25 protein-coding genes are annotated in these 26,034 nt (G+C 60.1%); 16 read left to right on the forward strand and 9 right to left on the reverse strand.

The window, feature by feature from the left end; genetic code table 11:
• Positions 1–12: 12 nt before the first annotated feature.
• Entirely contained in the window at positions 13–525 is a 513-nt protein-coding gene (locus AC1MEK_RS03825) for an MFS transporter (RefSeq protein WP_480394938.1), read from the reverse strand.
• Between the two features lie 104 nt (positions 526–629).
• Positions 630–2,327, reverse strand: coding sequence for a group II intron reverse transcriptase/maturase (ltrA, locus tag AC1MEK_RS03830; protein WP_480394939.1), 1,698 nt, complete (start codon positions 2,325–2,327; stop codon positions 630–632).
• A gap of 1,177 nt (positions 2,328–3,504) precedes the next feature.
• Here ltrA and AC1MEK_RS03835 point away from each other — a divergent pair.
• Both AC1MEK_RS03835 and AC1MEK_RS03840 read left to right on the forward strand, forming a co-directional pair.
• Positions 3,505–5,562 (forward strand): S9 family peptidase, encoded by a 2,058-nt coding sequence (locus AC1MEK_RS03835; RefSeq protein WP_480394940.1) that lies wholly within the window; start codon positions 3,505–3,507, stop codon positions 5,560–5,562.
• Between the two features lie 107 nt (positions 5,563–5,669).
• The gene (locus AC1MEK_RS03840; RefSeq protein WP_480394941.1) at positions 5,670–6,143 is read left to right on the forward strand and encodes a cyclic nucleotide-binding domain-containing protein; all 474 of its coding nucleotides are present in this window, start codon (positions 5,670–5,672) and stop codon (positions 6,141–6,143) included.
• A 127-nt stretch (positions 6,144–6,270) separates the two neighbouring features.
• Here AC1MEK_RS03840 and AC1MEK_RS03845 read toward each other — a convergent pair whose 3' ends face one another.
• Complete coding sequence (locus AC1MEK_RS03845) at positions 6,271–6,561, reverse strand: hypothetical protein (RefSeq protein WP_480394942.1); 291 nt, start codon at positions 6,559–6,561, stop codon at positions 6,271–6,273.
• A gap of 142 nt (positions 6,562–6,703) precedes the next feature.
• Between AC1MEK_RS03845 and AC1MEK_RS03850 the strand changes: the two genes are divergently transcribed.
• The 5 genes from AC1MEK_RS03850 (at position 6,704) to pdeM (ending at position 11,422) form a co-directional block, all read left to right on the forward strand.
• On the forward strand, positions 6,704–7,066 hold the full coding sequence (locus tag AC1MEK_RS03850; RefSeq protein WP_480394943.1) for a YajD family HNH nuclease: 363 nt from the start codon (positions 6,704–6,706) through the stop codon (positions 7,064–7,066).
• A gap of 184 nt (positions 7,067–7,250) precedes the next feature.
• On the forward strand, positions 7,251–7,739 hold the full coding sequence (locus AC1MEK_RS03855; RefSeq protein ID WP_480394944.1) for an RNA methyltransferase: 489 nt from the start codon (positions 7,251–7,253) through the stop codon (positions 7,737–7,739).
• An 85-nt stretch (positions 7,740–7,824) separates the two neighbouring features.
• Entirely contained in the window at positions 7,825–8,196 is a 372-nt protein-coding gene (locus AC1MEK_RS03860; protein WP_480394945.1) for a YgaP family membrane protein, read from the forward strand.
• Between the two features lie 68 nt (positions 8,197–8,264).
• A complete protein-coding gene (locus AC1MEK_RS03865; protein WP_480394946.1) occupies positions 8,265–10,769 on the forward strand; it encodes a ligase-associated DNA damage response DEXH box helicase in 2,505 nt (834 codons plus the stop codon).
• Positions 10,766–11,422 carry a ligase-associated DNA damage response endonuclease PdeM gene (gene pdeM / locus AC1MEK_RS03870; RefSeq protein ID WP_480394947.1) on the forward strand — a complete coding sequence of 219 codons (657 nt, stop codon included), beginning with the start codon at positions 10,766–10,768 and terminating at the stop codon, positions 11,420–11,422. Before AC1MEK_RS03865 ends, pdeM begins: the two co-directional genes overlap by 4 nt.
• Before the next feature lie 105 nt (positions 11,423–11,527).
• Here the strand turns inward: pdeM and AC1MEK_RS03875 are convergent, their stop codons facing one another.
• Both AC1MEK_RS03875 and dcd read right to left on the reverse strand, forming a co-directional pair.
• Positions 11,528–11,749 (reverse strand): hypothetical protein, encoded by a 222-nt coding sequence (locus AC1MEK_RS03875; protein WP_480394948.1) that lies wholly within the window; start codon positions 11,747–11,749, stop codon positions 11,528–11,530.
• 120 nt (positions 11,750–11,869) lie between these two features.
• Positions 11,870–12,436: a dCTP deaminase gene (gene dcd, locus AC1MEK_RS03880; RefSeq protein ID WP_427558209.1), complete on the reverse strand. Its 567-nt coding sequence runs from the start codon at positions 12,434–12,436 to the stop codon at positions 11,870–11,872.
• 309 nt (positions 12,437–12,745) lie between these two features.
• Between dcd and AC1MEK_RS03885 the strand changes: the two genes are divergently transcribed.
• Entirely contained in the window at positions 12,746–12,955 is a 210-nt protein-coding gene (locus tag AC1MEK_RS03885) for a cold-shock protein (protein ID WP_008365925.1), read from the forward strand.
• Between the two features lie 155 nt (positions 12,956–13,110).
• Here the strand turns inward: AC1MEK_RS03885 and apbC are convergent, their stop codons facing one another.
• Entirely contained in the window at positions 13,111–14,205 is a 1,095-nt protein-coding gene (gene apbC / locus AC1MEK_RS03890) for an iron-sulfur cluster carrier protein ApbC (protein WP_480394949.1), read from the reverse strand.
• Between the two features lie 307 nt (positions 14,206–14,512).
• Between apbC and metG the strand changes: the two genes are divergently transcribed.
• From metG to AC1MEK_RS03910, 4 genes are all read left to right on the forward strand, one after another.
• Positions 14,513–16,555: a methionine--tRNA ligase gene (gene metG, locus AC1MEK_RS03895; RefSeq protein ID WP_480394950.1), complete on the forward strand. Its 2,043-nt coding sequence runs from the start codon at positions 14,513–14,515 to the stop codon at positions 16,553–16,555.
• A 46-nt stretch (positions 16,556–16,601) separates the two neighbouring features.
• Positions 16,602–17,636 carry an electron transport complex subunit RsxB gene (rsxB, locus tag AC1MEK_RS03900; RefSeq protein ID WP_480394951.1) on the forward strand — a complete coding sequence of 345 codons (1,035 nt, stop codon included), beginning with the start codon at positions 16,602–16,604 and terminating at the stop codon, positions 17,634–17,636.
• A 62-nt stretch (positions 17,637–17,698) separates the two neighbouring features.
• Entirely contained in the window at positions 17,699–18,337 is a 639-nt protein-coding gene (gene nth / locus AC1MEK_RS03905; RefSeq protein WP_480394952.1) for an endonuclease III, read from the forward strand.
• 107 nt (positions 18,338–18,444) lie between these two features.
• Positions 18,445–18,624, forward strand: coding sequence for a PA3496 family putative envelope integrity protein (locus AC1MEK_RS03910; RefSeq protein ID WP_480394953.1), 180 nt, complete (start codon positions 18,445–18,447; stop codon positions 18,622–18,624).
• A 117-nt stretch (positions 18,625–18,741) separates the two neighbouring features.
• Here AC1MEK_RS03910 and AC1MEK_RS03915 read toward each other — a convergent pair whose 3' ends face one another.
• The gene (locus AC1MEK_RS03915; RefSeq protein WP_480394954.1) at positions 18,742–19,368 is read right to left on the reverse strand and encodes a response regulator; all 627 of its coding nucleotides are present in this window, start codon (positions 19,366–19,368) and stop codon (positions 18,742–18,744) included.
• A gap of 1,130 nt (positions 19,369–20,498) precedes the next feature.
• Between AC1MEK_RS03915 and AC1MEK_RS03920 the strand changes: the two genes are divergently transcribed.
• A complete protein-coding gene (locus tag AC1MEK_RS03920) occupies positions 20,499–21,062 on the forward strand; it encodes a hypothetical protein (protein ID WP_480394955.1) in 564 nt (187 codons plus the stop codon).
• A 173-nt stretch (positions 21,063–21,235) separates the two neighbouring features.
• On the opposite strand, the gene AC1MEK_RS03925 is transcribed toward AC1MEK_RS03920, so the two are convergent.
• Both AC1MEK_RS03925 and AC1MEK_RS03930 read right to left on the reverse strand, forming a co-directional pair.
• The gene (locus AC1MEK_RS03925) at positions 21,236–22,453 is read right to left on the reverse strand and encodes an argininosuccinate synthase (RefSeq protein ID WP_480394956.1); all 1,218 of its coding nucleotides are present in this window, start codon (positions 22,451–22,453) and stop codon (positions 21,236–21,238) included.
• Positions 22,454–22,582: 129 nt separating this feature from the next.
• The gene (locus tag AC1MEK_RS03930) at positions 22,583–23,584 is read right to left on the reverse strand and encodes a flagellar protein MotY (protein WP_480394957.1); all 1,002 of its coding nucleotides are present in this window, start codon (positions 23,582–23,584) and stop codon (positions 22,583–22,585) included.
• A gap of 146 nt (positions 23,585–23,730) precedes the next feature.
• On the opposite strand from AC1MEK_RS03930, the gene pyrC reads away from it, so the two are divergent.
• The 3 genes from pyrC (at position 23,731) to AC1MEK_RS03945 (ending at position 25,879) form a co-directional block, all read left to right on the forward strand.
• The gene (gene pyrC, locus AC1MEK_RS03935) at positions 23,731–24,777 is read left to right on the forward strand and encodes a dihydroorotase (RefSeq protein WP_480394958.1); all 1,047 of its coding nucleotides are present in this window, start codon (positions 23,731–23,733) and stop codon (positions 24,775–24,777) included.
• Entirely contained in the window at positions 24,774–25,448 is a 675-nt protein-coding gene (gene rnt, locus AC1MEK_RS03940; RefSeq protein ID WP_480394959.1) for a ribonuclease T, read from the forward strand. The genes pyrC and rnt overlap by 4 nt, the downstream gene beginning before the upstream one ends.
• Positions 25,449–25,660: 212 nt before the next feature.
• On the forward strand, positions 25,661–25,879 hold the full coding sequence (locus AC1MEK_RS03945; protein WP_480394960.1) for a bacterioferritin-associated ferredoxin: 219 nt from the start codon (positions 25,661–25,663) through the stop codon (positions 25,877–25,879).
• Positions 25,880–26,034 lie beyond the last annotated feature (155 nt).

The raw sequence follows: 26,034 nt of genomic DNA on the forward strand, positions 1-26,034 counted from the left end.
TTCAGCAGGCGGTCACAACTTGGGTTCGACCCGGTAACGGCCGCCATTGTTGCCGTTATTGCCAGAACCATTGGCCGGAGCAGGCTGGCTGGCATAGCGGCTCGGGCCTTGCGCGGCAAACGGCTCGTCCTCGGCCTTGAGCTCGGCGGCGGCCTGGGCGGCAGCGGCTTCGGCGTGGGCCTGGCGGGCTTTCTTGCGGCGCAAGAATGGCAGGCGGATCAGCGCGAAGATGACATACAGGCCCAGCGCGACAGCGCCGTAGGTGGCAAGGTCGAGCACCGCGCGCCAGACGTTGTTGCCAACCTTGAAGGCCAGATCCAGTGCGCTGATGGCCAGCGCCGGGGCGTAGGTTTCCTTGACCGGGTCGATCACGGTCGGGCAGAACAGCAGCACCGCACCGATGACCCGCAGCGGCTCGCGCAGGTAGCGCCACATCCAGCCGGTCAGCTTGAACCACACCAACAGACAACCCAACGCAGCGAATGCGTAAAGGCCCCAGGCAATCAGATAGTCGTTGTCGGTCATGACGTCCGTGGTAAGGCAGGTAAGTCGGGTGGAGACAGACCATTACTGGTCTGCCTCCCCCTAAGAACCGTACGTGCGCCTTTCAGCGCATACGGCTCAAGTCTTTAATAAGCCCCTTGCGGAGCCGGCTTGTTTACTGTCAACCCGCGGCTATGGAGCTGCTGATGACACACAGGGTGCAATAGTACCCGGTTCTCCAAGGTGTCTCCACCGCCCTGGGTGCGGTGAATGATGTGATGGTCGTGCCATCCCGTCTCCTTGTTGATCGGTTGCATGCACAGCTGACACAGTCCTTTCTGACTTTGGAACAGGCTTAGAATCTGCTTGCGGTACTTCAGTTTGTTAGACATCCGCGCCATTCGCAGCTTCTCACCCATTTCTTCCATGGAAGGGTCAAAGGGGTTGTACTCCCCACTCACCTTCTTGTGCCGCTCGATCGGTGTGCTCGCAAGCGAGTACAGAGCGATCGTCCTGTTTGCCCCACCTTCCTCCGTCACCGTGGTGGAGTACACCCAGTGTCTACCTTCATGAGCGCGGAAATACTTCTTCCTGATCCATTCCAGAGACTTGTTTGGGTGTCGCCGTTTTGCCCAACGCCATAACGCTTGGAACAGCAGATTGTCCATCCTGCTATACGCCTGCTTGGCTACCACTGGCTGGTGATAAAGCGCCCAGCCTTTCAAGATCGGGTTCAGCAGTCTTATCAGATAGTCCTGCCTTGCCGTCTTATTGGTGTCGATAACCTCCTTTACCTTGCGATAGAACGTTTTCACGTTTTTCTTGCTCGGTTTGATCAGGAGCTTCCCTTCGTATTTGCGGAAGTTCCAGCCCAGAAAGTCGAAGCCTCGATCAATGTGTATGACATGCGTTTTCTCAGGTGACAGCTGTAGCCCTCGCTCCGCGAGAAACTGTTCTACCCAAGGTCTGACCTCGTTTTCCAGCGTCTCTTTCGAGTTACCGGTTATCACAAAGTCGTCCGCATATCGCACCACATTGATTTTCAGCTTCTTGGCCCTTGTCACACCCAGATGTTGCTTGAGCTGTGATTCCAGTCCATCGAGCACCAGATTTGCCAAGGTAGGTGAAATGATTCCACCCTGTGGCGTACCAGCATCCGTTGCCTGCAACTGGCCTTTATGAATCACGCCAGCCTTCAACCACTTTCGAAGGATCACACTGTCCGTTGGGACATTAGTGATCAGCCAGTCATGGTTGATATGGTCAAAGCAGCCTTTGATGTCCGCTTCCAATACCCATTGGGCCGAAACCTTTTTGGATAGGCATACGAACAGCTGCCCCATTGCATCCGCCGTCGAACGTTCGATCCTGAAGCCGTAGCTATTTGGATCACCGGTGGTTTCTGCAACAGGCGCCAGAGCAAGCAAATACAACGCTTGCATTGCCCTGTCCGTCATGGTCGGAATGCCCAGAGGGCGCTCCTTCCCGTTTGACTTTGGAATAAACACACGCCGTAAAGGCCGTGGCTTATATCCTTGGCGCTTCAACCTTGTTACCGCATTCCATTTGGCGTCAGGTGTATCCCAAAGCACGCGGTCGACTCCTGCCGTTCGTTTGCCTTGGTTTTCAGTGACTCGCCGGACGGCCAAGTATCTGGCCGAGTGCGAGCGGGTCAGCATCCGTTGCAGGGCTTTCACCTTGCGCCGTTTGCCTTCCCGACAAGCCTTCGCAATCCGTATCTGCATCGCCCGTACGTTCCGCTGAACACGACACCAATTGATGTCATGCCACTGCTGCGGAGCGCCGGAAGGCGCAGACACGGCCAATTGGCTGTGTTCTTTCATGCTGCCTTCCTCTCAAGTTTCCCCAAGCGAAAGACGTACGCACCCCCTGACGGGGATGGTCGCTCCCGTCAGGGCTGGATTAGTCAAGGTCCGTAAAAGCCGGACCCACAGGTTTATTGAGACAAGCTCACTTCAGAGTTCATGCGATAAAAGACCACGCAGAAGTCTGCCCGGTTTCCCGTGGGGTGATGTTCCAACCCCTATCCGAACCATTACAGCCCGGCTTTCGCTTTCTCTGCGATCCCATACCCGCACAGCCAACAGCTCCCCTTGCGGTTCGCCTGCCCGAAGGCAGCCATACGGGCTTACCACGTTCCCTGCCTGTCACACGATTGGTTTAGGGTCTGCCTTTTCACCGGCGGTCCAATGACGACGTACCTCAAGCCTCTACAGAGGTATCCGACCACATGCCTTTTGGCTCAAGCCTGACAGCAGTTTTGGCTTGTTCATAATTACGGCGTTTATCAGCAGTTCACTTACGTTACCCATGCCAACCAGCCTAGCGTCTCAACCCGGCACTGCTCCGAGCATCTGTGCATCACCTCGCGGTATATGCACACCCTTACGGGGACTACATTGTCGGAAAAGCTTCACACCCCACCGTTACCAGTGACGCATGTTTTCCTAGGCTATCGTTGGTCGCACAACGAGTCCGCTTCTACCTCGAAAACGAAGTTGATGGACAATGACAGACAGAGCTTTCGCTCGGGTCTCCAGTTTGATGAGAGCCAGAACTGCCGGGGCAGCAAGCTCGAAGATTTGTTACCTCCTGTTTCAAAAGCAGGAGGAACCCCAGCGGGGATTCACTCCCGCATGGGTTATGCCGTGTCACGGCAAGTATTAGTATGCACTCCAAAACCGGGGGTTCCGGCTCTGCGGTCGAGCTACCGAGCGCTTGATCGACCTTAGGCTTACGCTATTCGCCGCTGCGACAAGTCCTTGAAAGCGTTGGACTTCTGGGTTGGTTTTGATTCTTGGGGTTGGATACCCAAGCTCTTGGACTCCTTCCGAAGCCCCTTCAAGATGACTCTACATCTCGAAGTCTTGGAGACACGCTACGCGTGTCGCACAGAGGCGCTTATGATAACGACTTTTCGCAAGCCTGGCTTAACCGGCTTCAGTTATCGCCCCACAGCCCGAGCCGTAGCAGCCCGCAGCCCCTTTGAGAGAGCCCAGCATGCCTTCTTCCGTGAACTCCCCCAGCGCCCCGATCGCCCGCAAGGCCGACGGCGCCGATCCGTATGCCTGGCTGCAGAATCGCGACACCGACGAGGTGCTCGACTACCTCAAGGCCGAAAACCACTATCAGGAACGTCAGTTGGCCGACCAGCAGGCGCTGCGCGAGACGCTGTTCCAGGAGATCAAGGGCCGCATTCTGGAAACCGACCTGTCGCTGCCTTCGCCCTGGGGGCCGTACCTGTATTACACCCGCACCACCGAGGGCGACGAATACGCCCGCCACTACCGCTGCCCGCGCCCGGCCGACGACTCGCAAACGGTGGATGAAAGCGCCGAAGAACTGCTGCTCGACCCCAACGTGCTGGCCGGTGGCGGCTTCTTTTCGCTGGGCGCCTTCAATATCAGCCCCGACCACCGGCGCCTGGCCTACAGCCTGGACACCACCGGTGAAGAGGTCTACCAGCTGTTCGTCAAGGAGCTTTCCACCGGCGCCGTCACCAGCCTGCCGTTCGAAGACTGCGACGGCAGCATGACCTGGGCCAACGACAGCCAGACCCTGTTCTTCGGCGAGCTGGACGAAACCCATCGCCCGCACAAGCTCTACCGCCATAGGCTGGGCAACGATTCGGCCGATCTGGTATTCAACGAGCCGGACGGGCGGTTTTTCCTGCACTGCTACCGGTCAAGTTCCGAACGCCAGCTGATCCTGGCGCTGGACAGCAAGACCACCGGAGAAAGCTGGGTACTCGATGCCGACAAGCCGGAGCAAGCGTTCGTCTGCATGGCGCCGCGCAGCGAAGGCCACGAATACTCGGCGGATCACGGCCTGATCGACGGCACCTGGAGCTGGCTGATCCGCAGCAACCAGGCCGGGATCAATTTCGCGCTGTATCACGCCCCGGAAAAAACCAGCGGTGTGCCCCAGCGCAGCGAGTGGCAAACGCTCATCCCCCACAGCGACAGCGTGATGCTCGACGGCTTCAGCCTCAACGCCCGCGGCCTGACCCTGAGCCTGCGCGAAGGCGGCCTGCCGATCGTGGAAGTTCACCCACAAGGCTTACCGGCGTATCGCGTGCAACTGCCGGACGCGGCCTACAACCTCTATGTGCAGGACACCCTTGAATTCCAGAGCGACAAGATCCGCCTGCGCTATCAGTCGCTGAACCGCCCGCCTCAGGTGCGCCAGCTGACTCTGGCCACGGGGGAACAGGTTGTACTCAAGGAAACGCCGGTTCTGGGTGTGTTCGACGCCGATGCCTACATCAGCCAGCGCCTGTGGGCGACAGCGGCGGACGGCACGCAGGTGCCGATCAGCCTGGTGGTCAAGCGCGAGCTGGCCGGCCAGCCGGTGCCGCTGTATCTGTACGGCTATGGCGCCTACGGCGAAAGCCTGGACCCGTGGTTCTCCCACGCCCGCCTGAGCCTGCTCGACCGGGGCATCGCCTTTGCCATCGCCCATGTGCGTGGCGGCGGCGAGCTGGGCGAAAACTGGTATCGCACCGGCAAGCAGGAGCATAAACAGAACACCTTCGGCGACTTCATCAGCTGCGCCGAACACCTGATTGCACACAACCTGACCAGCGCCGACAAACTGGTGATCAGCGGCGGCAGCGCCGGTGGTCTGTTGATCGGCGCAGTGGTCAATCAGCGCCCCGAGCTGTTCAAGGCAGCGATTGCCGAAGTGCCGTTCGTCGACGTGCTCAACACCATGCTCGACCCCGATCTGCCGCTGACCGTGACCGAATACGACGAGTGGGGCAACCCGCAGGAGCCCGAGGTACACGCGCGGATCAAGGCCTACGCGCCGTACGAAAACGTCACCGCCCAGGCGTATCCGGCCATGTTGGTGATCGCCGGCTACAACGACAGTCGGGTGCAGTATTGGGAAGCGGCCAAGTGGGTGGCAAAATTGCGCGAGCACAAGACCGACGACAACCTGCTGCTACTCAAGACCGAGCTGGGCGCCGGACACGGCGGCATGAGCGGCCGCTACCAGGGTTTGCGTGACGTGGCGCTCGAATACGGATTTATCTTCAAGGTATTGCAACTGACCTGAGGAACTTCGTAACGGCCAAGGGTCTATCAGACGGCTCCGGATGCGTTGTAGTCCGGAGCCGTTTTGCGGGTCAGATTTCTTCTTCACTCCATCGACAAGTACATGCCATGCCGACACCGTCATCTCTGAACAATGAAATCCGCGAAATGCTGATGGACTGCGGCCTGTTCCTGGCCCTGAGCCCTGCGGACTTTTCCGCGGCCGCCGGTTACTTCAGCATCAGCAGCATCGAAAAGGGCGAGGCGATCTTCAACGAGGGCGATGCAGGCACCTTCATGTGCATCATCCATTCGGGCACGGTGTCGGTGCAAAAGCTCAATGGCGACGGCAAGCCGGTGGAAACAGCGGTACTGCGCAGTGGCCGCGCCTTCGGCGAAATGGCCGTGCTGGACGGCGAACGCCGCTCGGCCAGTTGCATCGCCGCCTCGAGTTGCTACCTGCTCAACCTGGGCAAGGACTCGCTGGACAAGATGATCAACGAAGCGCCGAAAGTCGCCGCCAAGATCATCCGCGCCATTGCAATTGCCATGTCCAAGCGGCTGCGCATGATGGATGGGCAGGTGCTGGCGCAGCAGGAGTGAACTGTCGAGGCGATGAAAAATGATCCCGTAGCAGCGCGGCTTGCCGGCGGGAGCGGTGTGTCAGACGACGCATTCGTTACAGACCTACCGCCCCGCCGGCAAGCCGTGCTGCTACGGATCTGCAACATCACGGGTTGGGTTTGGCCGGTGGTGGCGGCTGCAGCCCCGGCAACGGCTCATCCTCCTTCGGCGGCCCGGGTTGCGGGATCTTTGGCAACAACGGCGGATTGCCCTGCCCACCTACGTGAGGAAAGCTGGGCGGCGAAATCTGCGGATACGGTGTGGGCGTTGCAGTGCCTGGCGAACCGGCCGTGGCGGCGATCGGTTCCGGCGTGTTGAGCACCGGTTGCAGACTTTCGGCAGCGTGCGCGGCTACCGGCAGCACCGCGATGATTGCAACCCAAATGAAACCCTTCATCGCTGGCCTCCACCGCCAATCTTCGAATAGGCCTCAGGCTACTCCTGTGCACGGAAATTGCCAGCCGCACGCGCTGCTGCCCGATCGTGCGCAAAGCGCTAGAATTGCCCCATTGCCAACCGCACACGAATCAGGTGACACCATGAGCTCCGCCAACACCTCCAAGCTTGACCGCATCCTGGCCGACGCCAAGCGCGACAAGGAAATGGGCTACCGCGACAAGGCGCTGAAGATGTATCCCCACGTCTGCGGCCGCTGCGCGCGGGAGTTTTCCGGCAAGCGCCTGAGCGAGCTGACCGTCCACCATCGTGATCACAACCACGACAACAACCCGCAGGACGGCTCGAACTGGGAACTGCTCTGCCTGTTCTGCCACGACAACGAACACTCGCGTTACACCGACCAGCAATACTTCTCCGATTCGTCGCTGGGCTCGCCGAAAACCGCCAAGGCCACGCACAACCCGTTCGCGGCGCTGGCGGGGATGATGAAGAAAGACGAGTAGTACCTCGCTTGCGAGCTGCTTTCTTGTGGGAGCCGGCTTGCTGGCGAATGCATTCTTTCAGGCACAAATGTTGTGAATGACACACCGCATTCGCCAGCAAGCCGGCTCCTACAGTGCTCGCAAACCCCGCAACACTTGCCGCTCCCGTATAATCCCGCGCTTTCTTCTGCGAGCACCCTCCCCCGTGGCCAACAAACGTTACGCCTGCATCGGCTTGTACAACCCCAAATCCCCGGAAAACGTGGGTTCCGTGATGCGCGCGGCAGGCTGCTATGGGGTGGCCTCGGTGTTCTACACCGGCAAGCGCTACGAGCGGGCGCGGGACTTCGTCACCGACACCAAGAAGATCCATCAGGACATCCCGCTGATCGGCATCGATGACCTGAAAAAGATCATCCCGCTGGGCTGCGTACCGGTGGCCGTCGAGCTGGTGGAAGGCGCCCGCGCCCTGCCCGAGTACACCCACCCGGATCGCGCGATCTACATCTTCGGCCCCGAAGACGGCTCGCTGGACAAGGAAATCCGCGACTGGTGCGAGGACGTCGTCTACATCCCCACCATCGGTTGCATGAACCTGGCCGCCACCGTCAACGTGGTGTTGTACGACCGCATGGCCAAGGGCAACAACACCCGCTCCGGGCCGCAGTTCGGTCGCGAAACCGATCGCACCTGAGTCCGTATGTTGCGACAGACGCATTGAACAGTTTGCCTTTGTGACAGTCAGCTTTAGGGACCTTACCTTTCATGGAGAACGCATCATGAGTGATACCCCGATCCTGAAACGCGTTGAACGCCCACTGCACGACGTTCCGGAACAGAACGTCCAGGGTTGGGAGCGCATCGGCTCGCTGGCCGGCGGCGTCCTGATGATGGGCAAGGGTCTGCGCCGTGGCGGCATTTTCGGGCTGGTGCAACTGGCCATTGGCGGCGCGGTGCTGGCTCGTGGCATCACCGGCCACTGTTCGGCCAAGGCGCTGCTGGACAAGAGCCGCAGCGACATGGAAATTGCCCGCGCCCGCATCCACAAGGCCGGCGCAGAGCTGAGCAAGCTCAAGACCAAGGCCGAAGTCGCGGCCGAGGAAGCCGTGGTGCAGAGCATCGACGCGGTCAAAGGCCCCAAGGGCGTCTGAGCGCCACCCTCATCAAACTAATTGCGTCAAGCGGCGGTCTCTGACTTAAACCCGGTCAGAGCCGTCGAATGTCGAAAACCACCTCCCTCGCCAAACCCTGGTTCGCCGCCCGCAGCTGGAAGCCCTTCGCCTTTCAGAAAGCCGTTTGGGACGCCGTGGCCCGCGGCGAATCCGGGCTGCTGCACGCCAGCACCGGCGCGGGCAAGACCTACTCAGTATGGTTCGCGGCGCTGCAACGCTTCGCCCGCCAACCCGCAGCGCCCGCTGCTGAAACAACTCGCAAACGCAAACCGCCCGCTGCGCCCTTGACCGTACTGTGGATCACGCCCATGCGCGCGCTGGCGGCTGACACCGCGCGCGCCCTGGAAGCGCCACTGAGCGAACTGCAGATTCCCTGGAGCGTCGGCCTGCGCACCGGCGACACCAGCAGCAGCGAGCGGGCCAAACAGGGGCGCCGCCTGCCTTCCGCGCTGATCACCACGCCCGAGAGCCTGACGCTGCTGCTGACCCGCGCCGATGCCCAGGCGGTTTTCTCGACGCTGAAAATGATCGTCGTCGACGAATGGCACGAGCTGATCGGCAACAAGCGTGGCGTGCAGTTGCAACTGGCACTGGCGCGGTTACGCAAATGGAACCCTGCGCTGATCGTCTGGGGCCTGTCGGCAACGCTGGGCAATCAGGCCCATGCGCAGCAGGTGCTGGTGGGCGACAACGGCACTACGGTCGAGGGCAAGGTGGTCAAGGAGCTGATCGTTGACACCCTGATTCCGCCCGCCATCGAGCGCTTTCCCTGGGCCGGGCACATGGGGCTGCGCATGCTGCCGCAGGTGCTGGCCGAGGTGGACAGCAGCGCCAGTTGCCTGCTGTTCACTAACACCCGCGCGCAGTCAGAAATCTGGTATCAGGCGCTGCTGGAGGCGCGGCCTGACTGGGCCGGGCTGATAGCGCTGCATCACGGCTCACTGGCGCGCGAGGTGCGGGACTGGGTCGAGCGCGCGTTGAAGGAAGGCCATCTCAAGGCCGTGGTCTGCACCTCAAGCCTTGACCTGGGCGTGGACTTTCTGCCGGTCGAGCGCGTGTTGCAGATCGGCTCGGCCAAGGGCGTCGCCCGTCTGATGCAACGCGCCGGACGCTCCGGGCATGCACCAGGCCGGCCGTCGCGGGTCACGCTGGTGCCTACCCACAGCCTGGAACTGGTGGAAGCCGCTGCCGCGCGAGATGCAGTGGAAGCGCGTCTGATCGAGCCCAGGGAATCGCCCTACAAGCCGCTGGACGTGCTCGTACAGCACTTGGTCAGCATGGCGCTTGGCGGCGGGTTCGTGCCTGACGACTTGCTGGCCGAAGTTCGTACGGCCTGGGCCTATCGCGAACTGACTGACGCCGAATGGCAGTGGGCACTGGCCTTCGTGCGCCATGGTGGCCTTTCGCTGACCGCCTACCCGGACTACCGCCGGGTCGAGCCCGATGAGCACGGCATTTGGCGCGTGCCGGATGCCCGCTTGGCCAGGCGCCATCGCATGAGCGTCGGCACCATCGTCAGCGATGCCAGTATCAACGTGAAGTACTGGAGCAAAGGCGGTGGCGGCGGGTCGCTGGGCAGTGTCGAGGAAGGCTTCATCGCCCGGTTGAAACCCGGTGATGGCTTTTTGTTCAGCGGGCGCTTGCTGGAACTGGTGCGGGTGGAAAACATGACCGCCTATGTGAAAAGGGCTACGAGCAAGAAGGCCGCCGTCCCACGCTGGAATGGCGGGCGGATGCCACTGTCCAGCGAACTGGCTGACGCCGTGGTCGCCCGGTTCGACGCAGCTGCCCACAAGGTGTTCGACAGCCCGGAAATGCGCAGCGTCGGCCCGCTACTTGAGGTGCAGCGCCAGTGGTCGGCCCTGCCGCGCAAGGATTCGTTGCTGGCCGAAGTGCTCAAGTCCCGGGAAGGCTGGCACCTGTTTCTCTACCCCTTCGCCGGGCGCCATGTGCATCTGGGGCTGGCGAGCCTGCTCGCCTGGCGCCTGAGCCGGGACACGCCGCTGACCTTCTCCATTGCCGTGAATGACTACGGCTTCGAGCTGTTGAGCGCCACCGAGGTCGACTGGGCCCAGCACCTGACGCCGCAATTGTTCAGCGAACACCAGTTGCTGGCCGACATCATCGCCAGCCTCAACGCCGGCGAGCTGGCCCTGCGCCGCTTCAGGGAAATCGCCCGGGTCGCCGGGCTGGTGTTTTCCGGCTACCCCGGTGCACCGAAAAGTAACCGCCAGTTACAGGCTTCCAGCGGCTTGTTTTTCGAAGTGTTCAAACAGTACGACGCGGGCAATCTGCTGCTGACCCAGGCCGAAGAGGAAGTGTTGCGCCAGGAACTGGATGTCAGGCGCCTGGAAGACACCTTGCGCCGCATCAACCAACGCACGCTGGATCTGCACCTGATCAAGCGCCCAACGCCGATGGCCTTTCCGCTTTTGGTGGAGCGCATGCGCGAGAGCATGAGCACCGAGAAGCTGTCGGACCGGATCGCGCGCATGGTGCGGGATCTGGAAAAAGCCGCCGGGCCTAAGATCAGCGAGGAAACCACGTCATGAGACCTTATCTGGCCATTCAATTGGCCGGGGCCGAGCTCTGGCTGCTGGCTGACAAAGCCATCTACTACCCCACCGAACGGGCGCTGCTGATCGCTGATGCGCACTTCGGCAAGGCGGCCGCCTATCGCCGACTCGGCCAGCCGGTGCCCCATGGCACCACCGACCATAATCTGCAGCGGCTGGACAACCTGCTGGCAAGCTACGACTGCGAGCGGTTGGTTTTCCTCGGTGATTTTCTTCACGCTCCGGAATCCCATGCCACCGCCACATTGGCGGCCATACATGCATGGCGTGAACGACATGCCTCACTGGCCATCACCCTGATTCGCGGCAACCACGACAAACGCGCGGGAGATCCGCCCGCCAGCCTGCATTTTGAGGTTGTGCCCGAGCCCTTGTTGCTGGGGCCCTTCGCCTTGCAACACGAACCCGACCCACATCCCAACCACCATGTTCTGGCCGGGCATGTGCATCCGGCCTACCGACTGATGGGCAAAGGACGACAGCGCCTGCGCCTGCCCTGCTTTTATATGCAGCCGCAGGTCAGCCTGCTGCCAGCGTTTGGCGCATTTACGGGCGGGATGAACATCGAACGCCAGCCCGGCAGCCGGGTGTATGTGGTAGGGGATGGCGCGGTGTGGGAGGCCATTTAAGCCGTAACCCCAAGTACCCTCGTAGCAGCACGGCTTGCCGGCGGGGCGTTCTTGAGATCGCTGCCGCCGGCAAGCCGGACTGCTACGGGTTCAGGGGCCTGCGGATCAGGCCACCGGCGCGGGAGGCGGTTCGTCGGGTAACGTCGGCTCGCCGGGCTCTTCGGGCTGCGGGAATTCGTTGGGAGTATCGGGCGTGGGCTGGCCGGGGATGCCTCCGGCAACCATGTTGTTCAGATGGGGATGCGCTAACAGCGACCAAGCCAGCAATCCAACCTGGTTCTGTCCCGGGTCGCCTTCCTTGCTGCTGGTTTTGCGTTGTGTCTTCATAGGGCACTCCTGAGCGATGACCCCATCCGCAACGGCGGATGGGAACAGTTCAGTCAATAGAGTGCGCTTTTTCGGACTAATTCAGTTTCCAGATGACCAACGGCGCAAACAGGGGCGCGATCAGGTACGTGGCAGTGTGACACCACGCTGACCCTGGTATTTCCCGCCGCGGTCCTTGTACGACACTTCGCACTCTTCGTCGGATTCCAGGAACAGCATCTGTGCGACGCCTTCATTGGCGTAGATCTTCGCCGGCAGCGTGGTGGTGTTGGAGAACTCCAGGGTCACGTGGCCTTCCCACTCCGGCTCCAGCGGCGTCACGTTGACGATGATGCCGCAGCGCGCATAGGTGCTCTTGCCCAGGCAGATGGTCAGCACGTTGCGCGGAATGCGGAAGTACTCGACGGTGCGGGCCAGGGCGAAGGAGTTCGGCGGGATGATGCAGACATCACTCTTGACGTCGACGAAGCTGCCGGCATCGAAGTTCTTCGGATCGACGGTCGCCGAGTTGATGTTGGTGAACACCTTGAATTCGTCGGCGCAGCGCACGTCGTACCCATAGCTGGACACGCCGAAGGAAATCAGACGGTCAGCGCCTTCGCCGCGCATCTGGCGTTCCACGAAGGGCTCGATCATGCCGTGCTCTTGCGCCATGCGGCGAATCCACTTGTCCGATTTGATGCTCATGGCGTTGTCCTGAATAGCGAGGTGAAAAAGATGAGGGGCATCTTACCGGGCTCGGGCTTCGGGCACAAAGACTGCGAACGGCGTGGCCTGCAAACCGTCGGTCATCTGGGGAAATAAAGCTCTGATTGGCATTGGCACATTCCCGAAAAAGGGGTAAGGTGCGTCCACTGTGTTGCTTGTGTCACTGAGAATCTCTACACGATGTTGAATTTCGATCCAACCATCTCCATGAATTTTCCTGCTCTTTGCACTCAGTCTCGGCCAGGGGCTTTCTCTCGCCGCAGTTAACTTTGTCCAAGGAGATACACCATGTCCAATCGCCAAACCGGTACCGTCAAGTGGTTCAACGATGAGAAAGGCTTCGGCTTCATCACCCCACAATCCGGTGACGACCTGTTCGTACACTTCAAAGCCATCCAGGCTGACGGCTTCAAAAGCCTGAAAGAAGGCCAGCAGGTTTCTTTCGTCGCTACCCGCGGCCAGAAAGGCATGCAGGCTGAAGAAGTACAAGTTATCTAACTTGCGCTTTCTCGCTTGAAAGAACCCCGCCCTTAAAAGCGGGGTTTTTTATTGCCTGCGATTCGAGCCCGAGCTGATCGACGCGCCCTCACTGCCCGGTACTGACAGCGGGAGCGTTTCAGGCCGCCACTGTCAGACCACTGTGAACGCCAGAGTCAGTCGTCGCTGATGCTGATATTCGGCATCGCAGGCGCGGCGGCTTCCTGCAAAACGATGCGCGCGCCAACGTGGCGGGCCAGTTCCTGATAGACCATGGCGATCTGGCTTTCCGGCTCGGCGATGGCGGTCGGCTTGCCACCGTCGGCCTGCTCGCGGATCAGCATCGACAGCGGCAACGAGGCCAGCAGCTCCACACCGTATTGCGAGGCGAGCTTCTCTCCGCCGCCTTCGCCGAATAGATGTTCGGCATGGCCGCAGTTGGAGCAGATGTGCACGGCCATGTTTTCCACGATGCCCAGCACCGGGATGTTGACCTTGCGGAACATCTCGACACCTTTCTTGGCATCCAGCAGCGCCAGATCCTGCGGGGTGGTGACGATGACCGCGCCGGCCACCGGGACCTTCTGTGCCAGGGTCAACTGGATGTCGCCGGTGCCGGGCGGCATGTCGATGACCAGGTAATCCAGGTCGTTCCAGGCGGTCTGGGTGATCAGTTGCAGCAACGCCCCGGAGACCATCGGCCCGCGCCAGACCATCGGCGTGTTGTCGTCGGTCAGGAAGGCCATCGACATCACTTCGATGCCATGGGCCTGGATCGGCACGAACCACTTCTGATCCTTGACCTGAGGCCGCGTGCCCTCGGGAATGCCGAACATCACGCCTTGGCTCGGGCCATAGATATCGGCATCGAGAATGCCCACCCGCGCACCTTCGCGGGACAACGCCAGCGCCAAGTTGGCAGCCGTGGTGGACTTGCCCACCCCGCCCTTGCCCGACGCCACGGCGACGATGTTCTTGACGTTGGCCAGCCCCGGCACCTGGCCCTGGGCCTTGTGCGCGGTGATCAGGGTGTCGATCTCGACCGTGGCCGAGGTCACGCCGTCCAGGCCTTCGAGGGCCATTTGCAGCATCTGCGCGAAGCCGGTCTTGAACAGCGCGGCAGCGTAACCGAGCTCCAATTTAACGCTGACACGCTCGTCCTGAATGTCGATGGCCCGCACGCAACCGGCGCTGACAGGGTCCTGATTCAAATAAGGATCGGTGTACTGGCGAAGGACGGCCTCCACCGCTGCACGATTTACCGCGCTCATGGGTCACTCCCGAAAAAGACTGAGCAAAACAGGCGGCTATCCTACCGCGTCTGTCGGAGCAATGGGCGCTCGCCTGCGACTCTCCACTCTGTAGGAGCGAATTCATTCGCGAATGGCCGGCATGTCCGACACATCTCTTTCGCCTGACAGATTGTTCGCGAATGAATTCGCTCCTACAGGGAGGTAGGTGTGTTCCCACCGATCAACGGCGGCGTTCCCACAAAACAAGCCGACACTGCGGGATGAAAAAAAACGCTCAGCCCTTTATAGTTGCCGGTCTCCGTTTCACTTCAAGTAGCCGAGCCCCATGTCCGAGCCACGCAAGATCCTCGTCACCAGCGCCCTGCCCTATGCCAATGGTTCCATTCACCTTGGCCACATGCTCGAGTACATCCAGACCGACATGTGGGTGCGCTTCCAGAAGCACCGCGGCAACCAGTGCATCTATGTCTGCGCAGACGACGCCCATGGCTCGGCCATCATGCTGCGCGCGGAAAAGGAAGGCATCACCCCGGAGCAACTGATCGCCAACGTCCAGGCCGAACACAGCGCCGACTTTGCCGACTTCCTGGTGGACTTCGACAACTTCCACTCGACCCACGCCGAGGAAAACCGCGAGCTGTCGAGCCTGATCTACACCCGCCTGCGTGACGCCGGCCACATCGCCACCCGTTCGGTGACCCAGTATTTCGACCCGGAAAAGAAAATGTTCCTGGCCGACCGCTTCATCAAGGGCACCTGTCCCAAGTGCGGCACCGAGGATCAGTACGGCGACAACTGCGAAAAATGCGGCGCCACCTACGCCCCGACCGACCTGAAAGACCCGAAATCGGCGATTTCCGGCGCGACCCCGGTGCTCAAGGATTCGAAGCATTTCTTCTTCGACCTGCCCGCCTTCGACGCGATGCTCAAGAGCTGGACCCGCAGCGGCACCCTGCAGGACGCGGTGGCGAACAAGATCGCCGAATGGCTGGACTCCGGCCTGCAGCAGTGGGACATCTCCCGTGATGCGCCGTACTTCGGCTTTGAAATTCCGGACGAGCCGGGCAAGTATTTCTACGTCTGGCTGGACGCGCCGATCGGCTACATGGCCAGCTTCAAGAACCTGTGCGACCGTACGCCGGGCCTGGATTTCGACGCATTCTGGAACAAGGATTCGTCCGCCGAGCTGTACCACTTCATCGGCAAGGACATCGTCAACTTCCACGCCCTGTTCTGGCCGGCCATGCTCGAAGGTTCGGGCTTCCGCAAGCCAAGCGGCATCAACGTGCACGGCTACCTGACCGTCAACGGCCAGAAGATGTCCAAGTCCCGCGGCACCTTCATCAAGGCGCGCACCTACCTTGAGCACCTGTCGCCGGAATACCTGCGCTACTACTACGCCTCCAAGCTGGGCCGTGGCGTCGACGATCTGGACCTGAACCTGGAAGACTTCGTGCAGAAGGTCAACTCCGACCTGATTGGCAAGGTGGTCAACATCGCCAGTCGCTGCGCAGGCTTCATTCACAAGGGCAACGCTGGCGTGCTGGTGGCTGGGGATGCCGCTCCGGAGCTGACCGAAGCGTTCCTGGCCGCTGCGCCAAGCATCGCCGAAGCCTACGAGGCCCGTGACTTCGCCCGTGCCATGCGGGAAATCATGGCCCTGGCCGACCGCGCCAACGCCTGGATCGCCGACAAGGCCCCCTGGTCGCTGGCCAAACAGGAAGGCAAGCAGGATGAAGTCCAGGCGATCTGCGCCCAAGGCGTGAACCTGTTCCGCCAGCTGGTGATTTTCCTCAAGCCGGTGCTGCCGAACCTGGCGGCCGATGCGGAGCAGTTCCTCAACGTCGCGCCACTGACCTGGAACGATCACCTGACCCGACTCGCCAACCACCAGTTGAACCCGTTCCAGGCCCTGATGACCCGTATCGATCCTGTAAAAGTGCAAGCCATGACCGACGCCTCGAAAGAAGACCTCGCCGCCAGTGCCACCGATGCCCAGCCCCAAGGCAATGGCGAGCTGGGCAAGGATCCGCTGTCGCCGGAAATCGACTTCGATGCCTTTGCTGCGATCGACCTGCGCGTTGCGCTGATCGAGAAGGCCGAACACGTGGAAGGCGCCGACAAGCTGCTGCGCCTGACCCTGGATATCGGCGACGAGAAACGCAACGTGTTCTCCGGCATCAAGAGCGCCTACCCGAACCCGGCCGAGCTGGAAGGTCGCCTGACCATGATGATCGCCAACCTCAAGCCACGGAAAATGCGCTTCGGCATTTCCGAGGGCATGGTGATGGCTGCCGGCCCTGGCGGCGAAGAAATCTACCTGCTGAGCCCCGACAGCGGCGCCAAGCCAGGCCAACGCATCAAGTAACCTGAACGTGGCCGACGCTCCTACGGGGCGTCGGTCGGGTCAACCCATGAGCCTTATTTCGCGCATCGACGCCCTGTTGCCGCAAACCCAGTGCGGCAAATGCGGCCACCCCGGCTGCAAGCCCTACGCCGAAGGGATCGCCAGCGGCGAAGCGATCAACAAGTGCCCTCCTGGCGGCGATGAAACCATCGCAGCACTGGCGCGCCTGCTGAATGTCAACGTCATCGCCCTGGACAACGAGCGCGGCAACGCCCCGCCACAAGTGGCCTTCATTAGCGAAGCCGAGTGCATCGGCTGCACCAAGTGCATCCAGGCCTGCCCGGTGGACGCCATCGTCGGCGCGGCGAAGCTGATGCACACGGTAATCGTCGACCAATGCACCGGCTGCGACCTGTGTGTGGCGCCCTGCCCGGTCGACTGTATCGACCTGATCCCGCTGCCAATGGCAACCGTAGTGCCCATCGTCGGTGGCCTCGCCTTCAACAACGCCCAGCGAGAGGCGCGGACCGCCAAACGCAATCACGCACGCCAGCGCTTCGAAGCACGCAATGCCCGCCTGCAGCGTGAAGAACGCCAGCGCCAGGCTGAGCGTCAGGCTCGCAAACAGCCGTCAGTGGCGCAACCGGTGACAGCGGTCGATCCTGTGCAGGCGGCGCTGGAAAGAGTCCGGGCGCAGAAAGCTGCCCAGGGCGATGCGGCGCTGAAACAGGCGCGCATCAACTTGGCCATGAGCCGCGCACAGCTGAACAAATCGCTGAAGGCCTTCGGTCATCCGCCCACAGCCGAGCAGGCCGCGCAACTGGTGGCCATGCAACTCGCGTTCGAGGCCGCAGAGCGAGAACTGGCTCGGCTGCAGGATGCTGAATCGAATGGCACAGCGCTCGAACCTGCTGCAAATCCGGCCCCGGCAGCATCAGACAAGGCTGCGTTGAACCGAGCAAAGATTCAGCTGGCGATGAGCCGCGCCGCGTTGAAGAAAGCCCAAACCGCCGAGGCGCCAAACGAGCGGGTTGCCGCTTTGAGCGATGACGTGACACGAGCCGAGCAGGCGCTCAAAGACCTCGAAGCCGATCAGGCTTGAGCCCGCCCGCCTGAAGACCTACGCCCAACAGGATCTGATCCTTTCCCAGGGAAAGCGCACTGATGAATGCCGCAAAAAGACTGGAAATCTTTCGTCGCTTGCACGAAGACAATCCTGACCCGAAAACCGAACTGTCCTACACCACGCCGTTCGAATTGCTGATCGCAGTGATCCTCTCCGCTCAGGCGACCGACGTCAGTGTGAACAAGGCCACGGCACGCCTCTACCCGGTCGCCAACACGCCCCAGGCCATTCATGACCTAGGCGTCGACGGGCTCTCGGAATACATCAAGACCATCGGCCTGTACAACAGCAAGGCGAAAAACGTCATCGAGACCTGCCGCATGCTGGTGGAACTACATGGCGGAGAAGTCCCACAAACCCGCGAAGCACTCGAAGCGCTGCCCGGCGTGGGCCGCAAAACCGCGAACGTGGTGCTCAACACGGCGTTTCGGCAACTGGCCATGGCGGTGGACACTCACATTTTTCGCGTGAGCAACCGCACCGGCATCGCGCCGGGAAAGAATGTCGTGGAAGTGGAAAACAAGCTGATGAAGTTCGTCCCCAAGGACTATCTGCTGGACGCCCACCACTGGTTGATTCTGCACGGCCGCTACGTGTGCGTGGCCCGCAAGCCCCGCTGCGGCAGTTGCCGAATCGAGGACCTGTGCGAATTCAAGCAGAAAACCTCGGACGATTGAGCGATAGGATTTTTATCGAATGATCGATTGAAAAAATCTTTTTTACCCGGTCGAAGTTTGTCGTTATAAGGTGCGCCAATGACAGTCTAAGCCTGGAGTCAACTTTCATGAGTGACAAAGAGCAGATGGATGTGGATGACGACTTCGTATCGGCCGATGCCGACGAAGCCGCGCAAGTACCTGCGGAAACCGCAAAAACCAACCTGAGCAAGCGCCGCACCATCGACAACCTGCTGGAAGAACGCCGTCTGCAGAAACAACTGGCAGACTACGACTTCGATCTTTGATCGCCATTTGCCCCAAGCCTCTGCACTCTTTGAGAGGCTCGGTCCGGCGATATGAGCTCAACTGAGTCTCTGCAAGAGCTCGGGAAACGACGCACCGCCGCAAGCTATCCGGGCGCACTATGACAAGCCGTTTCGTTGAGCCAGTTCGATGAGATCCACCAACGAGTGCGCATTGAGTTTGAGCAGCAGCCGGGTCTTGTAGGTACTCACCGTCTTGTTGCTCAGAAACATGCCATCGGCAATCTCCTTGTTGGTCCTGCCACGGGCCAGTTGCTGAAGCACCATCATCTCCCTCCCCGATAGCCGATCAACCATCTCTGCCTCGCTGGCATTGCCCAGGCTCGACCGGACAGTGTGCAGCGCCTGATTCGGGAAATAGCTGTACCCGGACAATACCGCCTTGATCGCACTCAGCAGCTCGGTGAGATCCTGCTGTTTGCAGACATAGCCAGCAGCTCCTGCCTGCATGCAACGCATGGAGAAATGCCCCGGCGATTGCGACGTCAGGATAAGCACCTTGAACGGCAAGGTCATGGCCGTGAGACGGGCAATGACCTCCAGGCCATCGAGCTTCGGGATGCCGATATCCAGAATGACGATATCGGGCAAATGCTCGCGCGCCAGCTGCAGCGCATCCACACCGTTGTCCGTTTCGGCGATGACTTCGTACCCATGACGCTCCATCAACATGCGCACGGCAAGACGAATGACCGGGTGATCATCCACGATCAACACTTTATTCATGAGCAATCCATTCTTTGCTGTTCGAATTTTCAGAGCCCGCACAATAGCTTAGTAGTTTAGTGCTTTGCATGGCGGTCCTCCGCGAGAGCAAGCAGCCAGAGACCTTTCCCACTCAAACAGCAGAAAATTCCTACAAAATTTGGTTTATGCGGGTTCATTCCCAGGGCTTCCATTTGTTTTACCGGCCTGTTGAACGTCCGACGGGAGCGATCAGACGCAGGATACGGTCGCCACCCAACGTAGGCTTCATTACTGCAGCAAGCCTGACCATTCACGTAATACCTCATTGGACTATTCGCTCCGCGCAGGTGCGATATCAGGAATATATATGCACACCAAAAAAGATCATTTTTGTACTCACGCTGTCTGCGCGGGCGGTCGGGCGGCCTGCAACCTTGCGACCGCGTTACGGATCAGAATAAGCGCATCCGCCGGAGCTGTCAGAAAGGGCGGCGCCAGAAAATATTGCAAATCACGACCCCACCGCCGAATCCGTGCTGACGTTGAAAAAATACACACTTGAAAACGTGCTTTTACATACATATATATTTACGGAAAAAGCCTACATACGTTTCAGACCGTTCCCAATCTCAGCCCCAACCGCGCAGGCCCACTCGCCATTATCAGACTCGAACGACGTGGCGCCCCGCCTTCGCCACTCGTCTACAGAAAACATTTCCATACGCATGACAAGAAGACGTCAATTGAACATATGATCAGGAGCGCTGCTCCTCCGACACTCACGTAATACCATTACCTCTTGTAAATCCAGACAACTTTTCAAGAAGAAGAAAAATACTACACCACTAACAGACACCAGCCGGCACTTATGTAAGACCCCAAAAAAGCGACAGCGGCCGCCCTGCAAAAAAGCATTTTTTACTTGCAAAACGCTTTTCCAGTCGTTACTTTTTTCATCAAACACTCTCCTGTTCCGACAACTAAAAACGAAACAACAAGTCTCTACCGGCCTCACCCGCATCATCATCCGCTATTTATCTTGCCTTGAATTAAACGCGAGCCGGCTTCGGCCAATCTGAAGATACCGAACCTGGTGTGTGGAAGTTATACGATCGCCACACGACCTTGACACCTGCCCGCTTACACCCGGATGTTCAAAGGAATAAACCATGACCGAAAAAGCAGGATTAACAACGAAGCCCGTTAACGAACAGCTCGAAATCGCCCATGCCGTAGAACGTTATGTGGCCCAGGGAGGAATCATCAGCGTGGTCGCCGCAGGGGAATCGGCAACTGCCTCGCCAGACGCCACCCAGATCATCCGCCAGAGGGATACCCAGGAACCTGCAGAGACGACAATCGAACGGCTCAAAGGCCTGGTGGCCAAAGGTGCAGGCGTCACTGCGCTGCAGTATTCGCTCAAGATGAAGCGCAAGGAGATCAGGCGCATGGCCAGCGAGAACGGTGTGAAGATTGTCTGCAACCGCCCCGTCAGAGGCACCCGTTCATTACGGGATCGGGAAACCACGACGGTCGACGATACGGTGGCGGGTCATGCGATGCACTATTCGGCACTGGGTTACACAGTGCCCGAAATCGCACAGCTGTTGAATCTCTCTGTACGAGATATCTGGAACATCGGTAAGGCCTATCGCTTCGCATTCAATAACCCATTAAAAAACGACAATGACGACGCGTCATTTTCCGACGCGCCGAACTATAAACATGAATGATCTCGGGCTTGACGATTGATGCACTCGCACCCGGCAGGGTGAAACTAACGCCGCCGTGTTGAGGCGCAACTGGATGAACGGGAGGGAAACTGCACATCGATAGAACGTACGGCCAGGCCGACGAAAGAACGGTACAACCCCACGCGGGGTTGCACCGAAACCAGCTTCAGCGATCAGAACAACTTGCGGTTCTTGTTCGCGGCAATGCGCATGCGCAATGCGTTGAGCTTGATGAAACCGGCCGCGTCGGCCTGGTTGTACGCGCCGCCATCTTCTTCGAAGGTGGCGATGTTGGCGTCGAACAGCGAGTCATCAGACTTGCGGCCGGTGACGATCACGTTGCCCTTGTACAGCTTCAGGCGCACAACGCCATTCACGTGGGCCTGGGAGGCGTCGATCATCTGTTGCAGCATCAGACGCTCAGGGCTCCACCAGTAGCCGGTGTAGATCAGGCTGGCGTACTTGGGCATCAGCTCGTCCTTGAGGTGCGCGACTTCGCGGTCAAGGGTGATCGACTCGATGGCGCGGTGCGCCTTGAGCATGATGGTGCCGCCAGGCGTTTCATAGCAGCCACGGGACTTCATGCCCACGTAACGGTTCTCGACGATGTCCAGACGGCCGATGCCATGCTCGCCACCGATGCGGTTCAGGGTCGCCAGAACGGTGGCCGGGGTCATTTCGACGCCGTCCAGTGCGACGATGTCGCCGTTGCGGTAGGTCAGTTCCAGGTACTGCGGCTGGTCCGGAGCCTTCTCGGGCGAGACGGTCCAACGCCACATGTCTTCTTCGTGCTCGGTCCAGGTGTCTTCCAGCACGCCGCCTTCATAGGAGATGTGCAGCAGGTTGGCGTCCATGGAGTACGGGGATTTCTTCTTGCCGTGACGCTCGATCGGGATGCCATGCTTCTCGGCGTAGTCCATCAGCTTCTCGCGGGACAGCAGGTCCCACTCACGCCATGGCGCGATCACTTTCACACCTGGCTTGAGCGCGTAGGCACCCAGTTCGAAACGCACCTGGTCGTTGCCCTTGCCGGTGGCGCCGTGGGAAATGGCGTCAGCGCCAGTTTCGTTGGCGATTTCGATCAGGCGCTTGGCGATCAGCGGACGTGCGATGGAAGTACCCAGCAGGTACTCGCCTTCGTAGACGGTGTTGGCGCGGAACATCGGGTAGACGAAGTCACGCACGAATTCTTCGCGCAGATCGTCGATGTAGATTTCTTTGACGCCCATGGCTTGCGCCTTGGCGCGTGCTGGTTCGACCTCTTCGCCCTGACCCAGGTCAGCGGTAAAGGTCACCACTTCGCAGTTGTACGTATCCTGCAGCCACTTGAGGATTACCGAAGTATCCAGGCCACCGGAATACGCCAGAACTACCTTGTTAACGTCCGCCATGCCATCACTCCAACGCGTTGTACGGAAAACCGCTGATTCTACCGTTCAAACCCGTGGATTTACAGTGTCGCGACAGCTTCTGACGACGAAGCGACAGAAACTGTCGAGCACACGACTACTGCAAAGCGGTTATTTGGCCTTGGGTGGCGAGCCCAACGTGGAAGTCGGCCCCGGCGTTGCAGAAGGCGCAGGCACTGCAGCCGGTGCCGGAATTGGCTCGGGCGGCTGCACCGGAGCCTGTGCAGGCGCAGGTGTCGGCGCGACGGCCGGCTTGAGCTCGGCAACGCGCTCCAGATGAATATTCACCCGGCGGTTGCGCGCCCGGTTGGCGTTGTTGGTGTTGGGCACCAAGGGATACTGCTCGCCATGGAAACGCACGGTGATCTGCTCTTCCGGCACACCTGCGGCCTTGAGGTAGTCCATGACCGCCAGTGCACGGCGGCGAGACAGATCGCGATTGGTCAGGCGATTGCCGCTGTTGTCGGAATGGCCGTCCAGATCGACCCGATTCACCGAGGGATCAGCCTTCATATAAGCCAGCACGGTATCGAGCTGACGCTTGGCCTGGTTATCCAGATCGATACCGCCACCGGGGAAGCCGATTTCGGCCTTGCTGACCTGATCGAAATTCATGGGCAGCAGCTTGGCCGTACAGGCCTGAAATTCGTTATAAGCCGAGGAAAACTTTACTGGCAGCAGGCGAACTTCCATCGCCCCGCCGCCGTCACGCAGGCTGTGACGAATGACCGGGCTGCGGCCTTCCATCAAACCGGCGATCAGCCGCCCGGCCTGGGCCTGGCTGGTGTTGAACGGAACATTGCCGTTGCCGATCCGCACCGCGCCCAGGTTCAGATCACCCCGGCCAGGCTGCCACGGCGCAGCGGCGGCGATCAGCGTCGCCGATCCGGCCGCCAGGCTGTAACCGTTGGCCTTGAGGCGGAACGTGGCCTGCTCGCCCGCGCGGCGCACGAACTCACCGGCACCAAAATCGGTGATCGGCTGGCTCAGGCGGCATTCGAACTGGTCGCCTTCCACCTTCCACTCGATGTTCTCCAGACGGGTCTGGAAAGTGAGTGCCACAGCCGGCAGGCTGGCAAACACACTGAGCAGGGCTAGATATCGCTGGCGCACGGGAGGCTCCACAAAAAATTTACCGCGTAACAAGATTTATCGCTTACACGTCTCTATCGGATAGTTCGTACAAAACTTGATAGCGAGTGCCTGAATGAGTCTTTTCCGGTACGATTCGGGCACGTTTTACCCGCCTGGAATTCCCAATGTCCGACCGCCTGACCCTCCTGCGCCCCGACGACTGGCATATCCATCTTCGTGATGGCGCTGTTCTGCCCCACACCGTCGCTGACGTGGCCCGCACTTTCAGCCGCGCCATCATCATGCCGAACCTTGTGCCGCCGGTACGCAACGCCGAGCAAGCCGATGCCTATCGTAAGCGCATCCTCGCCGCTCGTCCGCAAGGCAGCCGCTTCGAGCCATTGATGGTGCTCTACCTCACCGACCTGACCCAGCCCGAAGACATCCGCGCCGCCAAGGCGTCGGGCTTTGTGCATGCGGCCAAACTGTACCCGGCCGGCGCGACCACCAACTCCGATTCCGGCGTGACCAGCGTCGACAAGATCTTCCACGTGCTGGAAGTCATGGCTGAAGTCGGCATGCCGCTGCTGATCCACGGCGAAGTGACCCGCAGCGACATCGACGTGTTTGACCGCGAGAAGATCTTCATCGACGAGCACATGCGTCGTGTGGTCGAGCGCTTCCCGACCCTCAAAGTGGTGTTCGAGCACATCACCACCGGCGATGCCGTGCAGTTCGTCAACGAGGCCTCGGCCAACGTCGGCGCGACCATCACGGCCCATCACCTGCTGTACAACCGCAACCACATGCTGGTTGGCGGTATTCGCCCGCATTTCTACTGCCTGCCGATCCTCAAGCGCAACACCCACCAGGTCGCGCTGCTGGACGCTGCCACCAGCGGCAGCAGCAAGTTCTTCCTGGGCACCGACTCGGCGCCTCACGCCCAGCACGCCAAGGAAGCCGCCTGCGGTTGCGCCGGCTGCTATACCGCCTACGCGGCGATCGAGTTGTATGCCGAAGCGTTCGAGCAGCGCAATGCACTGGACAAGCTCGAAGGTTTCGCCAGCCTCAACGGCCCGGCGTTCTACGGCCTGCCCGCCAACACTGACACCATCACGCTGGTCCGTGAAGAATGGACCGCACCTGCCAGCCTGCCGTTTGGCGAGCTGTCGGTGATCCCGCTGCGCGCCGGTGAAAAACTGCGCTGGCGCCTGCTGGAGGACAACGCGTGAGTGAAGACCTTTACGACGACGAGCAGGACGGCTCCGGCGGTACAGGCTCACGGCACCCGATGGCAGCGCGTTTTCGCGGCTACCTGCCAGTGGTTGTCGACGTAGAAACCGGCGGTTTCAACGCGGCCACCGATGCATTGCTGGAAATTGCCGCGACCACCATCGGCATGGACGACAAGGGCTTCGTGTTCCCCGAACACACCTACTTCTTCCGCGTCGAGCCGTTCGAAGGCGCCAACATCGAAGCCGCAGCCCTGGAGTTCACCGGGATCAAGCTCGATCACCCGCTGCGCATGGCCGTGAGTGAAGAAACCGCGCTGACCGACATCTTCCGTGGCGTGCGCAAGGCCCTCAAAGCCAACGGCTGCAAGCGTGCGATTCTGGTCGGCCACAACGCCAGCTTCGACCTGGGCTTCCTGAACGCCGCTGTGGCGCGGCTGGACATGAAGCGCAACCCGTTTCACCCGTTTTCCAGCTTCGACACGGCAACCTTGGCGGGCCTGGCCTATGGGCAGACCGTACTGGCCAAGGCATGCCAGTCGGCGGACATCGATTTCGACGGTCGCGAGGCCCACTCGGCGCGCTATGACACCGAGAAAACCGCCGAGCTGTTCTGCGGCATCGTCAACCGCTGGAAGGAAATGGGCGGCTGGCACGATTTCGACGATTGAGGTCGATGCAGGTGGGGAAAACCGGTCCTTGTGGCCGGTTTTTTATGGCCGGTGTTTTACAAAGCCGGCTCCCACAGGTTCGGTGAAACGCTCGAGAAATCGACCACTCATCGGGCTTCAGCTGCGGTTCAGGAAGTACTTTTGACAAGCATTCTCATTAACATTAGTATCCGTCCCATATCGCAAATAACTCAGCGACGGTCCTTTTTTTTATGTATGTCTGCCTCTGCACCGGTGTCACCGACGGACAAATCCGCGAAGCGATCATGGAAGGATGCTGCAGCTATCGTGAAGTGCGCGAGACCTTGGGTGTCGCCAGCAAATGTGGGAAATGCGCCTGCCTGGCCAAGGAAGTGGTCCGCGCAACCCTGACTGAACTGCAAACCACCCAGGCTGCGCTGGCCTATCCAGCAGAATTTTCAGCCGCATAATTCACCATTTTTCAAAGAACCGGACCTTGTGTCCGGTTTTTTTATGCCTGTAATTCAATTGCTTAGCACTAAGATGCGGAATACAAACATTCTTATTTCTATTCATTTTCACTTATTATTCAACAACTTAGGTTTGACAGTAGATAGTTGCGGGC

This window comes from Pseudomonas sp. 2 (assembly GCF_056627435.1).